The 14428-nt window shown below is 66.9% G+C and carries 10 protein-coding genes; 6 read left to right on the top strand and 4 right to left on the bottom strand.

Annotated features, from left to right (window positions below; translation table 11 throughout):
- Positions 1-389: 389 nt before the first annotated feature.
- Complete coding sequence (locus GDJ08_RS13080; protein ID WP_051008551.1) at positions 390-1661, top strand: sugar MFS transporter; 1272 nt, start codon at positions 390-392, stop codon at positions 1659-1661.
- Between the two features lie 6 nt (positions 1662-1667).
- On the opposite strand, the gene GDJ08_RS13075 is transcribed toward GDJ08_RS13080, so the two are convergent.
- Positions 1668-2675, bottom strand: coding sequence for a LacI family DNA-binding transcriptional regulator (locus GDJ08_RS13075; protein WP_136004578.1), 1008 nt, complete (start codon positions 2673-2675; stop codon positions 1668-1670).
- Between the two features lie 382 nt (positions 2676-3057).
- Between GDJ08_RS13075 and GDJ08_RS13070 the strand changes: the two genes are divergently transcribed.
- A complete protein-coding gene (locus GDJ08_RS13070) occupies positions 3058-5589 on the top strand; it encodes a glycoside hydrolase family 3 protein (RefSeq protein ID WP_153165036.1) in 2532 nt (843 codons plus the stop codon).
- 38 nt (positions 5590-5627) lie between these two features.
- On the opposite strand, the gene GDJ08_RS13065 is transcribed toward GDJ08_RS13070, so the two are convergent.
- Complete coding sequence (locus GDJ08_RS13065) at positions 5628-7232, bottom strand: MASE1 domain-containing protein (protein WP_153165035.1); 1605 nt, start codon at positions 7230-7232, stop codon at positions 5628-5630.
- A gap of 261 nt (positions 7233-7493) precedes the next feature.
- On the opposite strand from GDJ08_RS13065, the gene GDJ08_RS13060 reads away from it, so the two are divergent.
- Positions 7494-7934, top strand: coding sequence for a hypothetical protein (locus GDJ08_RS13060; RefSeq protein WP_229296523.1), 441 nt, complete (start codon positions 7494-7496; stop codon positions 7932-7934).
- Positions 7935-8121: 187 nt separating this feature from the next.
- Here the strand turns inward: GDJ08_RS13060 and rho are convergent, their stop codons facing one another.
- Positions 8122-9903: a transcription termination factor Rho gene (gene rho, locus GDJ08_RS13055; protein WP_153165034.1), complete on the bottom strand. Its 1782-nt coding sequence runs from the start codon at positions 9901-9903 to the stop codon at positions 8122-8124.
- A 220-nt stretch (positions 9904-10123) separates the two neighbouring features.
- A complete protein-coding gene (gene trxA / locus GDJ08_RS13050) occupies positions 10124-10453 on the bottom strand; it encodes a thioredoxin TrxA (RefSeq protein WP_136004572.1) in 330 nt (109 codons plus the stop codon).
- Between the two features lie 525 nt (positions 10454-10978).
- On the opposite strand from trxA, the gene rhlB reads away from it, so the two are divergent.
- From rhlB to ftsX, 3 genes are all read left to right on the top strand, one after another.
- Complete coding sequence (gene rhlB / locus GDJ08_RS13045) at positions 10979-12694, top strand: ATP-dependent RNA helicase RhlB (RefSeq protein ID WP_136004571.1); 1716 nt, start codon at positions 10979-10981, stop codon at positions 12692-12694.
- Positions 12695-12788: 94 nt separating this feature from the next.
- Positions 12789-13475 (top strand): cell division ATP-binding protein FtsE, encoded by a 687-nt coding sequence (ftsE, locus tag GDJ08_RS13040; protein ID WP_017354631.1) that lies wholly within the window; start codon positions 12789-12791, stop codon positions 13473-13475.
- A complete protein-coding gene (gene ftsX / locus GDJ08_RS13035; RefSeq protein ID WP_136004569.1) occupies positions 13472-14422 on the top strand; it encodes a permease-like cell division protein FtsX in 951 nt (316 codons plus the stop codon). Before ftsE ends, ftsX begins: the two co-directional genes overlap by 4 nt.
- The last annotated feature ends 6 nt before the right edge of the window (positions 14423-14428 follow it).

The following is a 14428-nucleotide window of genomic DNA, read 5'->3' as shown; positions in this document are numbered from 1 at the left end:
GTCTGACGGCGTCTTGCACGGTTCAACGGCACACCCGGCCGGATTGGAGCCACGGTTGACAGCGTTGTCAACAAACGGACGCATCCGCCGCACCGCCGGCCGCATCCGTGCCGCTCCCGGGCTTGCTGCATTCAGCGCGACGCAAGGGCGTAAAACATGGCAGTGCAGGCCGATAGCTGCATATTTCGCAGGACGTGTCGCGCTGGATTCAACGGGAGCGGATTGTGGTGCAGTGCAGAATGAAACTGCGCGGGGCACGCGCAGACCGCTGATCGCACGTCCGGCCGGATGACTGACCGGTTGTCTGACAGCGCTGGACATCCTTGACCGGACCATGTTCCATGTGTGGCCGCCGCGTGGCCGGCGTTCCCAACCTGGAAGGACATGCAATGGACACTTCTGCTGCCGTTCGTGGGCAACATGTGCAACGCAATGGCGTAGCACTGGCGGTCGTGACCGCCATCTTCTTCATGTGGGGTTTCCTCACCTGCCTCAATGACATCCTGATCCCGCACCTCAAGGCCGCCTTCGCGCTGACCTGGGTGCAGGCGATGCTGGTGCAGTTCACCTTCTTCGGTGCGTACTTCCTGATGTCGCTGCCAGCCGGCCGCCTGGTGGCCGCCGTCGGCTACAAGCGCGGCATTGTGGCTGGCCTGGCCATTGCCGGGCTGGGCGCCCTGCTGTTCTGGCCGGCTGCGCATGCCCACGTCTACGGTCTGTTCCTGGGGGCGCTGTTCGTCCTGGCCACGGGCATCACGGTGCTGCAGGTGGCGGCCAATCCGTACGTGGCGCTGCTGGGCCCGGAACGCACCAGTTCCAGCCGGCTGACCCTGGCGCAATCGATGAACGCGCTGGGCACCACGCTGGCGCCGCTGTTTGGCGGGCTGCTGATCCTGTCGGCCGAGCCGCGCACCGACGCGCAGCTGGCGCTGCTGCCGCAGGCCGAAGCACTGGCCTACCGCGTTGCCGAGGCGCAGTCGGTGCAGGTGCCGTACTTCGGGCTGGCGGTGGCGCTGTTCGTCCTGGCCGCCGCCATCTGGATGTTCCGACTGCCCACCATTCCCGGTGTGGAGGAGGGGGCGGGCCAGGGCCGGCTGCGCGATGCGCTGCGCCATCCGCACCTGCGCTACGGCGTGCTGGCGATCTTCTTCTACGTCGGCGCCGAAGTCTCCATCGGCAGCGTGCTGGTCAACTTCCTGTCCATGCCCGGCATCGGCGAAGGGCTGACCGAGCAGGAAGCCACCCGTTACGTGTCGCTGTACTGGGGCGGTGCGCTGGTCGGGCGGCTGGTGGGCACCGTGCTGCTGGCGCAGATCGATCCGCGCCGCCTGCTGGGGCTGTTCGCGCTCGTGGTGATGGGACTGCTGGGAGTCACCATGCTGGCCGGCGGCGGGCTGGCCAAGTGGGCGGTGGTGAGCATCGGTCTGTTCAACTCGATCATGTTCCCGACCATCTTCGCGCTGGCCATCGCGCGCCTGGGTGCATTGACCGGTCAGGGGTCGAGCCTGCTGGTGATGGCCATCGTGGGCGGCGCGGTGGTGCCGCTCGCGGTGGGCTGGGTTGCCGACCACCACGGCCTGCAGCTGTCGTTCCTGCTGCCGCTGCTGTGCTACCTGTACATCCTGTTCTACGCCTGGCGTGGGTCGCGGCTCACCGCGTGATCCCGCTCAGCGCCGTCGCGGCGCACGGGTCGATTCGCGGATCAGCACCGCATGGTCCACCGTGACCATGCGGCCGCCTTCGGGCGAGCGGATGCGTTCGATGAGCTGTTCGGTGGCGAGCTGCCCCATCGTCGAGGTGGGCTGCCGCACGGTGGTCAATGCCGGGTAGATGTGACCAGCGATGGGCGTGTCGTCGAAGCCGCAGACCGACAAGTCGCGCGGAATGCGCAGGCCGCGCTGGCCGGCCACACGGAATACCGCAGCGGCCATGTCGTCGTTGGCGGCGAAGATCGCGGTGGGCGGCGGGTCCAGATCAAGCAGCGCATTGGCCGCCACCACGCCAGACTCGAACGAGAACTCGCCATTCACCACCAGCGTGGGGTCGTAGGCGATGCCGGCATCCTTGAGCGCCTTGCGATAGCCGGCATGCCGCCACTGGCAGGCGCCATGCGCGCGCGGCCCTTTGATGTGCGCGATGCGCCGATGGCCCTGTGCGACCAGATGGCCGATCAGCTCGACCACGGCGGTGGTTTCGTCCATGCGCACGCCGATGCGGCCGTCCGGGTGGCGCGGTGCGATGCTGGTGAAGGGAATCTCGTGCTCTTCCAGATAGGACAGCACTACCGCGTCGTCGGTCAGTGGCGGAATCAGCACCACGCCATCCGGGCGCGAGTTCTCGAACAGCGCAGCGAGGTCGGGCAGGGTCGTCCGGCCGGTGCCGACCGGCCCCAGGATCAGGTTGTAGTGATGGGCGTGGCACGCCTCCAGCATGCCGTTCTGGATCTCCATCAGGTAGTTGCGCGACGGATTGTTGTAGACCAGCGCCAGCGCATACGAGCGCTGCCCCGCCAGGCTGCGCGCCGACAGGTTGGGCTTGTAGCCCAGCCGCGCGACGGCCGCCAGCACGCGGTCACGTGTTTCCACGCGCACGTTCGGCTCGTTGTTGAGCACGCGGGACACGGTCTTGATCGAAACGCCCGCAACCGCGGCGACATCCTCGATACGACTACGCATGGTGCGGGAGATCCTGTTGGGGGGCGGGTCGACGGATGCCGATGGTAGTGCGCCGGGGCGACCACCGTGTTGCTGATGCAGGCGGATGTTGCCACGACGCGATGGTGTTTGGCGCCCCCGTCAATCCGTGCGGCAATGCAGCACCCCGGGCGGGCGAGGAACATGCACGGTGGACCGCGATCCCCGTCACTGCAGGCGCGGCCCTGCGCAACGCGTCGCGGGCGGTTGACAGCGTTGCCGCGGCTTTGTATGACAGCGCTGTCAGACAGGGGCGCTGACCCGCACGATTCCACTGCAACGACGACGACGCGCACCGCGCGTGGTCGTCGGTGACGGCGGTGCCCATACCGATCTCGAGCCATTCCCACTGGAGGTAGATGTCGTGAACAGCCCCACCAAGACCCTGCTCGGCACCTGCCTGCTGCTGGCCCTGGCCAGCCCGGCGCTGGCCGCTCCTGCCAGGGGTGAAACGCTGAAGGATTGGCCGCGTGTGACCAGCGCGATCGCGCCGGACCCGGCCCTCGAAGCACGGGTCCAGCAGATCCTCGCGCAGATGACGCTGGCGCAGAAGATCGGGCAGATGACCCAGCCCGAGATCAAGACGATCAGCCCCGAGCAGGTGCGGCAGTACTACATCGGCTCGGTGCTCAACGGCGGCGGCTCGTGGCCTGGCATGGACAAGCATGCCTCGGTGGCGGACTGGCTGCGTCTTGCCGATGCCTACCGCGCAGCGTCGCTGGCCACGGATGCGAAGACCCCCATCCCGGTGATCTGGGGCACCGATGCGGTGCACGGGCACAACAACGTCTACGGCGCCACGCTGTTCCCGCACAACATCGGCCTCGGTGCGGCCGGTGATGCCGAACTGATCGAGCGCATCGGCGAGGCGACCGCGCGCGCCACCCGCGCGACGGGCATCGACTGGGTGTTTGCACCGACCCTGGCCGTGGCCCACGACCCGCGCTGGGGCCGCACCTACGAGAGCTTCTCGTCCGATCCGGCGCGCGTGCGCGAGTATGCGCGGGCCTACGTCAGGGGCGCGCAGGGCCGCTTTGCCGACGACGGCAACGTGGTGGCCACCGCCAAGCACTACATCGGCGATGGCGCCACCGAGCACGGCCGCGACCAGGGCGAGGCGCTGGTCGGCAAGGCCGCGATGATCAACGTGCACGGCCAAGGCTACTACGGTGCGCTGGGCGAGGGCGTGCAGACGGTGATGGCCTCGTTCAACAGCTGGAACGACCGCACCGCCGGCATGGATTACGGCAAGATGCACGGCAGCAAGGCACTGCTGACCGATGCGCTGAAGCACAAAATGGGCTTCGACGGCTTCGTGGTGTCCGACTGGAACGGCATCGCCCAGGTGCCCGGCTGCCGCAACGACAGTTGTGCGCAGGCGATCAATGCCGGCATCGATATGGTGATGGTGCCCGATGACTGGAAGGCTTTCATCGCCAACACCATCGCCCAGGTGGAAAGCGGCGAGATCCCGATGGCGCGCATCGATGATGCGGTTGCCCGCATCCTGCGGGTCAAGCTGCGTGCCGGCCTGTTCAACCACGCACCTTCCGACAGCCGTTACGCTGGCGACAGCAAGGCGGTGCTGCATCGCGACCTGGCCCGGCGCGCCGTGCGCGAGTCGCTGGTGCTGCTGAAGAACGAGAGCAGCGTGCTGCCGCTGCGCCGCGATGCGCGGGTGCTGGTGGTCGGCAAGAGTGCCGACAGCCTGTCCGACCAGGCCGGCGGCTGGTCGCTGACGTGGCAGGGCACCGACAACACCAATGCCGATTACCCGCAGGCCGACTCGGTGCTGGGGGCGCTGCGCGCGGAACTGGGGGCGCGGCAGGTGACCTACAGCGCCGATGGCGCCGGCGTCGATGCGGGACAGTTCGACGTGGTGGTGGCCGTGGTCGGCGAGACGCCCTACGCCGAAACCAACGGCGACATTCTGCATTCGGACAGCGTCAGCCACAGTCGTACCTACCCGCAGGACCTGGCGGTGCTGCGTGCCGCGCAGGCGACCGGCAAGCCGGTGGTCACGGTGTACTTCTCCGGGCGGCCGATGTACACCAACGACCTGCTCAACCTGTCGCAGGCGTTCGTGGCAGCGTGGCTGCCGGGCAGCGAGGGCAAGGGCATCACCGACGTGCTGGTGGCGGGCAGGAACGGCAAACCCGCGCACGATTTCCGCGGCCGCCTGAGCTTCCCGTGGCCGGGTATCCCGTGTCCGGCGCCGATCGACCAGCCCGACCCGAAGCGTCCGCCGCTGTTCGCGCTCGGCTATGGCCTGCGCTATGCGGCACCGGGCAGCGTGGGCCGCCTGCCCGAAGCCAACCCGGACAACTGCGGCGCGGTCACCACGCTGCCGATCTTCAACCGTGCCGATACTCCGCCGTTCGCACTGCACGTGGCCGCTGCCGGCGCCACCCAGCCGCTCGGCAACGACCTCAATGCCACCCTGCGTTGGCCCACGACCGCGCCGGTGGTCCAGGTGCGCACCGTGCAGGTGAACACCCAGCAGGACGCCAAGGAGGTGACCTGGCTAGCTCCCGCACAGCTGGTCGCACGCAGCAGCTCGCGCCGCAATCTCGGCGCGCTGGCGCGTACCGACGGCGCGCTGCAGTTCGACGTGCAGCTGGTGCAGCGCCCGACGTCAGCGGTGAAGGTGACCATGCAGTGCGGCACCGGCTGCGAAGGCGGCGTGGATATCGCGCCGGTGCTGGCCCGGATGTCGCCGGGGCAGAAGCAGACCATCACCGTGCCACTGGCCTGCTTCGCCAGGCAGGGCGTGGACCTGGGCGCGGTGGAAGCGCCGTGGGTGGTGAGTGCGGACAGGCCGTTCGCCGCGGCCTTCACCCAGGTGCGGGTATCGGTGGATGCGGCCAAGGCGGCCGGGGCAGTGCGCTGCCCGTAAGGTCCCGTGCATTGCCGGGAGCCGGCCGGCGGCCGGCACTACCGAGTAGTGGTCGCGGTGCCGTGCACCGGGAATCTGAAATGCCGCGCCGTCTCCACGTCGGGCCGCGGCTCCAGCAGCAATATCCGGACGCGGTTGCGGCGGCATTGTACGGTTCCCCCGTAGGCCAGCGTGCGGCCGGTGAGGCGCTCAAGCGCGAGGGTCATGGTGACATCTGACAGATGGCGCCGGGTGTCCAGCAGTGCCACGGCCACCAGAATGCCCCGGTCGCGCCGGAACCTGCCGCATCGCGCGCTGATGTGGATCTGACCGGGCTCGTGCTGCAGCAGCAGTGAGACGGCCTCGGCGATGCTCCGGTACGTCGCCAGCTGAAGGCCGATGCTCAGCTGGCACGGATCACCGCCAAGCCGGTGCAGCATCAGCCGATCGGTGTTCTTCCATGCCTCGTGGATCCCGCCGGTCTGCAGTGCCAGATACAGACCGACATGCTCCAGCGACGTGGGATACACCATCGTGATCTGCTCGCGGAACTTTCGTGAATGCACTGCCGATACACGGCGGAGACTGCTGGCGAGGTCCTGATGGCCCTGCATGTCGAGCCAGTCTGAAAGGTCGTCCAGCGAGTGCTCCAGACCGTCGCCCAGCTTTCTGATATCGAGCGCACGTGTGCGTAGATCCATCTCGGTGGCGATGTGCGTGATGCGTGCCAGCGAGGCGGCGTTTCTGCCGTCCTGATCGGTGGACCGATACCGACGGTAGTAGTAAGACAGGCATGATCCGACAGCCAGAAGTGCGATACCCACCACCGCCAGATTCTGTTGCACGGAGAATGCTGCTGGATCAAATGATTCTGCTACACCTGTGGACGGCATCGTCAGGCGCACAATTACGCTCCAGAGTGGGACGCTGATGGCGGCGCCCCGCCAGCCATGCATGCAGGTCAATGCGACGGCAGGAAGTGCCATCAACAGCAGCAGATCCGTCTTCGCCGCCGCCGAATCAAGGGGGATAAGGTGCGCAAGAAGGCCCAGCATGATCATCAGGATGAGACAGGCGGAGGTCAGAAGCACGTGTCCGCTCATCAATGTTGATTCGGTCTGTGATTCGCTATGCCGCTTGCTCCACAGCAAGGCAAGCGGGGCGATGGTCAGGATCCCGATGAAGTCACCGACGAGGAAACGTGTCAGCTTGGTGTCAAGATCCGTGACGGGCGGGGAAGGCCATAGGGCATGTGAGATGCCAAGATTGAGTGATGTGACAGCCATCGTTGAGGCGGCTGCGACAGAGATCAGCCATATGTCGGTCTTTGAGCTCATCAGCTTGCGATGCAGGTGGACGATTCCCATCACGGTCGGCATCAACAGAGCAGATCCAAGCACGACCCATGCCATGCCGTACTTTTCGATCATGGAGTAGCGCGCGGACGCGAAGTAGCAATATTCGCCCAAAAGCAGGTAGGGCCAATACCTGTACGGACAGATTAAAAGTGCTGCTATACGGACGCCTGCAGGGAGAAGGAACTGGTCTACAGACACTTCTCGCGCGGCCCAGTACGCGAGTGCGTACATCAGCGCTACGGCGAACCCAAATGGGTAGATGCGAAAGCTGAGTTCACAGGCATCCTTCCACCGCTCCAGTCGCATTCGCTCCTCCTTCTCATTGCGCTCGGCCTCACGCTTCCGGCGCGAGTCCAGGCAGTGTCGGCTTACCACCGTATGCGCAATCCGTGAGGCGGGTTATCGGAATATGACGAAAGTGCGCGCTGGATGATTCATGCGGCTTCAAGCCTGGTGTGTCGTGATCCGCCGTCCTGTCTGGTGTTTCGTAGCATTCCTAATGTCTTGCGGGATACGCATGCATACGATGCTTGGTGGCGCTGTCGCCGTTCGAATCAGGAGGGTGAGGTGAAGTCCATTAAAATCTACTGTGCAATGTCGATGCTTGCATTGTCGTCAATACCGATGCAGGGGAATGCACAGCTCAGCGACGATCATGGAATGAAGTTGGCGGCGCACGGATTGGGGCAGACGCATCCCTCGGCAATCAGCATGAGCCATGATCCGAACTGGGTGGTGTACGGGTTCGAACGAGATGGAATTTCCTACTATCAGGTGAACGATCTCGCCGGGCGTGTTCATATCGTCGTAGGCCGCGCTGGCGATACGTTCTGGGCCTTGCCTGCGGGCGATGTGCCTTTTCGCGCATCCCTGCCCTCCCGTCGGGTGAGCTTGCCGGAAGGTGCGACGCGCTCGGTCGTTCTGCGTCAACCAGCGTTCTCGATTCTGCGGTATGAAGTCGGTGGCGATGCCGTGTGGTCAATCGAAGTGCCGGGCGAGGTCCGATAGGCGAAGTCGCCGCTGGGTGCTGTTCAAGCGCAACGCTGGTGGGCATCTCATAAGTTGACTGAGACACAGGAGACGCCGGGAGCCGGCCGGCGGCCGGCACTACCGGGTAGTGGTCGCGGTGCCGTTGAAGACGCCAATAAAAAAGGCCCCGCGATGCGGGGCCTTTTCTGTTCGTCCGAAACGCGGATCAGCGCTTCATCGAACCGAAGAACTCGTCGTTGGACTTGGTGTTCTTCATCTTGTCGAGCAGGAACTCCATCGCGGCGATTTCGTCCATCGGATGCAGCAGCTTGCGCAGGATCCAGATCTTCTGCAGCAGCTCCGGTTCGATGAGCAGGTCTTCGCGGCGGGTGCCCGAGCGGTTGATGTCGATTGCCGGGTACACGCGCTTTTCGGCGATACGACGGTTCAGGTGCACTTCGCTGTTGCCGGTGCCCTTGAACTCTTCGTAGATCACTTCGTCCATCTTGCTGCCGGTGTCCACCAGCGCTGTGGCGATGATGGTCAGGCTGCCGCCTTCCTCGACGTTGCGCGCGGCACCGAAGAAGCGCTTCGGGCGGTGCAGGGCGTTGGCGTCCACACCACCGGTGAGCACTTTGCCGGAGCTGGGCACCACGTTGTTGTAGGCGCGTGCCAGGCGGGTGATGGAGTCGAGCAGGATCACCACGTCCTTCTTGTGCTCGACCAGGCGCTTGGCCCGTTCGATCACCATTTCGGCAACCTGGACGTGGCGCGCGGCCGGTTCGTCGAAGGTGGAGCTGATGACTTCGCCGCGCACGGTGCGCTGCATTTCAGTTACTTCTTCCGGACGCTCGTCGATGAGCAGCACGATCATGTGCACGTCCGGATGGTTGGTGGTGATCGCCGTGGCCACCTGCTGCATCAGCATCGTCTTGCCGGCCTTGGGCGGGGAGACGATCAGCGCGCGCTGGCCTTTGCCCTGCGGCGCCATCAGATCCATGATGCGGCCGGTGATGTCTTCGGACGACCCGTTGCCGCGTTCCAGGGTAAAGCGCTTGCGCGGGAACAGGGGAGTCAGGTTCTCGAACAGCACCTTGTTCTTGGACGCTTCCAGCGGCTCACCGTTGATGGTGTCCACGATCGACAGCGCGAAGTAGCGCTCGCCGTCCTTCGGGAAGCGGATGCGGCCGGACAGGTGGTCGCCGGTGCGCAGGTTGAAGCGGCGGATCTGGCTGGGCGAGATGTAGGTGTCATCCGGGCCGGCCAGATAGCTGGCTTCGGCGGCACGCAGGAAACCGAAGCCGTCCGGCAGGATTTCCAGCACGCCGTCGGCGGCAACGCCGTCGCCGTGGCGGGTCAGCACCTTCAGCAGGGCGAAGATCACGTCCTGCTTGCGGGCACGTGCCACGCCTTCGGAGATCTGCAGCTGCTCGGCAATCTCCAGCAGCTTCTGCGCCGGCATGCGCTTGAGGTCGCTCAGCGAGTAGACCGGGAAGCCTTCGGGCACGTTGGCCTGCTGGCTGCGCACGAACGGCTGCTGCGGTTCGTTGTTGTCCTGCGGCATGCCGTCATCGTTGTAGCGATCGCCACCGCGGTTGCGGTCGCGGCGATTGCGGAAACGGTCGCGGCGGTTGCCTTGGCCTTGGCCCTGACCGTGGCCCTGGTTCTGACCCTGACCCTGCTGGTACGGGTTCTGCCCGCCCTGCTGGTTCTGGTGGCGGCCATTCTGATTGCGCTGGCCACCGTCGCCGGTGTCCTGCTGACCACCGCCCTGCGCGGGCGATGCGTCGCCACCGGCAGACGCTGCCGGGGCCGATGCCTGCGGGGCTGCCGGAGCGGCAGCGGCCGGCGCCGGCGCGTCAGGCGCGGCAGCCAGGGGCAGGACGGGTTGTGCGGGGGGGGAACCGGCGTCGGTCGCGGTGGCGGCCTTGGCAACACGCGGCTTGCGCACGCGCTTCTCGGCGGGCGCGTCAGCGCTCCCGGGTTCGGAAGTAGTGATATCGGACAAGTGCTGGATTCCTCGCTAGAAGGTGCGAGCGCCCGGCAGGGCGGCGAACGTTGGGAAAGGATCTGGAAGAAACCGCGTCCAGAAGATGCGGCGCGCGAATGCGGCCGGATATGCCGACACTAACACCGGCTCGCGGCGGCGCGCAAGCCGGGTGGGGCAGGGTCATTCATGCGGGCGACGGGCCCGCGGGGCAGCCGGCTCGACCGGCTGCCTGCTGCGATCAGGCCAGGGCCTTGTCGAGCATGCCGGCCAGCTGGGCCTTGCCGACCGCGCCGATCTGCTGGGCCTGGACTTCGCCGTCCTTGAACACCAGCAGCATCGGAATCGAGCGCACGTGGTACTTGGCGGCCAGCGCACGGTTCTGGTCCACATTGACCTTGGCGATCTTGGCGCGGCCGTTGTAGGCGTCGGCCAGTTCGTCCAGGGCGGGGGCGATCATCTTGCAGGGACCACACCACTCGGCCCAGAAATCGACCAGGACCGGCTCCTTGGAATTCAGCACGGTGCTATCGAAGTCGGCGTCGCCGACATGTACAACCTTGTCGCTCATCTTGGTTTCTCGTCTGGAAATGCACCCGGCCAGGCCGGAGGAGGTTGAACCTGGACGACGCCTGGTGGGCGCCTTCCCCGTCTGCTGCCTCGTGGCCGCGTGGGCGGCCAGCGGTGCGTCAGGCCGGTTGCCTGGACGCGCACGGCGGGCAGTGTACCCCTATCGTCGCGAGCCGACAGGCGCGGGTTGGAAAGAAGCATCCCGTGACTGTCATCTCACTCTGCCGGGGCTGGCCTCTCAGATATGCGGGCCGGGAGGGCGCCTTCCAGCCCCCACCGGGGGGCTTGTTCAACTGGCGTCAGGGGCGATGAAGGCGGTGTCCTTTCTGGCGTCTCGCAGGCGCCTGCGACGGGTGAGCCCGGTTTGGCGCCGACATTGCGCTAAACTGCGCCATTGTGCGGCGCCCCAGGACCCCCGGTCCGGCCCCGCCACCTCCCGGCGCAGGGGCCGCAATGGCGACGGTGCCCTCCAAGAATGCTGCAAGCCAGCCGCACCTCTGCCGGCTGGCCTTACCAAGACGGACTCATGAGCGACAAACCGCTGACCGATTTGACCTTCTCCTCCTTCGAGCTGCACCCGGCCCTGCAGGCTGGCCTTGAAGGCGCTGGTTTCACCCGCTGCACCCCGATCCAGGCACTGACCCTGCCGGTGGCTCTGCCCGGTGGCGATGTCGCCGGCCAGGCCCAGACCGGTACCGGCAAGACCCTGGCGTTCCTGGTCGCGGTGGTCAACCGCCTGCTGACCCGCCCGGCGCTGGCCGACCGCAAGCCGGAAGACCCCCGCGCGCTGATCCTGGCGCCGACCCGTGAGCTGGCCATCCAGATCCACAAGGATGCGGTCAAGTTCGGTTCGGACCTGGGCCTGCGCTTCGCGCTGGTCTACGGCGGCGTGGATTACGACAAGCAGCGCGAGATCCTGCAGCAGGGCGTGGACGTGATCATCGCCACCCCGGGCCGCCTGATCGACTACGTCAAGCAGCACAAGGTGGTCTCGCTGCACGCCTGCGAAATCTGCGTGCTCGACGAAGCAGACCGCATGTTCGACCTGGGCTTCATCAAGGACATCCGCTTCCTGTTGCGCCGGATGCCCGAGCGCACCACGCGCCAGACCCTGCTGTTCAGCGCCACGCTCAGCCACCGCGTGCTGGAACTGGCCTATGAGCACATGAACGAGCCGCAGAAGCTGGTGGTGGAGAGCGAGTCGATCACCGCCGCGCGCGTGCGCCAGCGCATCTACTTCCCGGCCGACGAAGAGAAGATTCCGCTGCTGCTGGGCCTGCTCTCGCGCAGCGAAGGCGCGCGCACGATGGTCTTCGTCAACACCAAGGTGTTCGTCGAGCGCGTGGCGCGTTCGCTGGAGCGCGCCGGCTACCGCGTCGGCGTGCTGTCCGGCGACGTGCCGCAGAAGAAGCGCGAGAGCCTGCTCAACCGCTTCCAGAAGGGTCAGCTGGAAATTCTGGTGGCCACCGATGTGGCCGCGCGCGGCCTGCACATCGACGGCATCAAGTACGTCTACAACTACGATCTGCCCTTCGACGCGGAAGACTACGTGCACCGCATCGGCCGTACCGCCCGCCTGGGCGAGGAAGGCGATGCGATCAGCTTCGCCTGCGAGCGCTACGCGATGGGCCTGCCGGATATCGAAGCCTATATCGAGCAGAAGATTCCGGTTGAAGCGGTCACCAGCGAGATCCTGACCGCCCTGCCGCGTCCGGAACGCGCACCGCTGCCCGAGGGCGAAGCGGACGGCGACGAGAATGAAAGCGTCGGCCAGATCTTCCGCGAGGCGCGCGAAGCGCGTGCCGCCGAAGAGCAGCGCCGTGGCGGTGGCAGCAGCCGCGGCGGCAAGCCGTCCGGTGGCCGTGGCGAACGCCGCGGTCCGGGCGAGCGCAGTGCCGATGGCAAGCCGCGCCGCGAACGCAAGCCGCGTGTGGAAGGCGAGCAGCCGGCCGCCGAGGGTGTGTCCGCCGCGCCGCGTCCGGCGCAGGCCCCGGTCCAGGCCGATGGCCCGTCGGCGGCGACCAGCCCGGCGGTCGAAGGCGAGCGCGCACCGCGCAAGCGCCGTCGCCGCCGTCATGGCCGCCCGGTGGAAGGGACTGCCGAAGGCAGCGCCGCCCAGCCGGTGACCCCGGTGCAGGTGACTGCCAAGCCGATGCGCGCATCCGCACCGGCCGCGGATGCGGGCGCGTCGTTCCTGACCCGCATTGGTCGCAAGATCCGCCGGATGCTGTCGGGGTCGTAAGCCCCGGCGACGGTGACAGGGCCGGCCACTGGCCGGCGCTCCCGACCTCTACCCCCACCTGCACGCTGCCATCCTCGTCCTGCATAATCAGGGGATGAGCGTCCTGCGTTTTGACAATGTCAGCAAACAATATGCCGGCGGCCACCAGGCACTGGTGGACGTCAGCTTCGATGTCGCCCCCGGCGAGATGCTGTTCGTTACCGGTCACTCCGGTGCGGGCAAGAGCACGCTGCTGAAGTTGATCCACCTCGACGAGCGGCCCAGCCGCGGCGCGGTGCTGTTCGACGAACGCAACCTGCTCAAGGTGCGCGGCGGCAACATCCCGCGGCACCGCCGCGAGGTGGGCGCGGTCTACCAGGACCACCGCCTGCTGATGGACCGCAGCATCGCCGAGAACGTCGCGCTGCCGCTGATCCTGCGCGGTACACGCCGTGCCGAGATCGGCAAGCGGGTGCGCTCGGTGCTCGAACGCATGGGCCTGGGCCATCGCGAGAAGGCGCTGCCGTCGCAGCTGTCGGCCGGTGAGCAGCAGCGCGTCGGCATTGCCCGTGCCATCGTTGGCGAGCCCAAGCTGCTGGTCGCCGACGAACCGACCGGCAACCTCGATCCCACCCTCGCTGCGGAAATCATGGCGTTGTTCGCCGAGTTGCCCGAACGCGGCACCAGCGTGCTGGTGGTCAGCCACGATCTGGCCCTGCTGCGGCACATGCGCAAGCGCGTGCTGATCCTGGACCACGGTCGGCTGATCGACGACATCTCACCGCAGGACCTGGCCGAATGAGCGCACCGACCAACAAAGAAGCCGCGGCACCGTCGCGCCTCGGCGTGTGGCTGCATCACCACGGCCACAGCGTGGTGTTCAGCCTGGGCCGCGCCTGGCGCAAGCCGTGGGCGACGCTGCTCACGGTGATGGTCATGGCGCTCGCCCTGGCACTGCCGCTGGGCCTGTCGATCGCGCTGGACAACCTCAAGCACTTCGCCGGCAGCGTGCAGCAGTCGCGCGACATCAATCTGTTCCTGAAGACGTCCGTGGATGCCGCCGGCGCCAGCCAGGTGGCCGAGTCGCTGCGCGGGCGCGCCGATGTGTCGGCCGTGGCGCTGCGCACCCCGGCCGATGGCCTCGCCGAGCTGCGCGACAGCGCCGGGCTGGGCGAGGCGATCGACGCGCTCAACGACAATCCGCTGCCGACGCTGCTGATCGTGACGCCGGTGGCAGGCGCCGATGACGCGCGCCTGGCGCAGTCGCTGGAAGGGCTGCCGCAGGCCGACCTGGTGCAGCACGACGCGCTGTGGCGCAAACGCCTGGATGCGTGGCTGGGCTTCGGCACCCGCCTGGTGCAGGTGCTGTCGGTGCTGCTGGGGCTGGGCGCGGCGCTGGTGGTCGGCAACACGGTGCGGCTGGACATCCAGGCGCGCCGCGACGAGATCGGCGTGCTGCAGCTGCTGGGCGCAAGCGATGGTTTCATCCGCCGCCCGTTCCTGTACCTGGGCGCGTGGTACGGCCTGGGCGCCGGTGCGATCGCGCTCGGCCTGATCGGCGTGGCCGGGCTGGCGTTGCGCCCGCCGCTGAGCGCGCTGTCGCAGAGCTACGGCAGCCCGTTTGTGCTGCATGGGCTGGACCTGTTGCATTCTTCGCTCGTGCTGGCCGGCACCGTGGTGCTGGGCTGGCTGGGCGCGTGGCTGGTGACGGGGCATTTCCTGCGCCAGACCCGTCCGACCGAAACCTGAGGCCCG

The organism is Stenotrophomonas nematodicola (assembly GCF_009467805.1).
Lineage (GTDB): Bacteria > Pseudomonadota > Gammaproteobacteria > Xanthomonadales > Xanthomonadaceae > Stenotrophomonas > Stenotrophomonas nematodicola.
The sequence above is the reverse complement of the archived record's forward strand: the minus strand, read 5'-3'. Positions and strand labels throughout refer to the sequence as shown.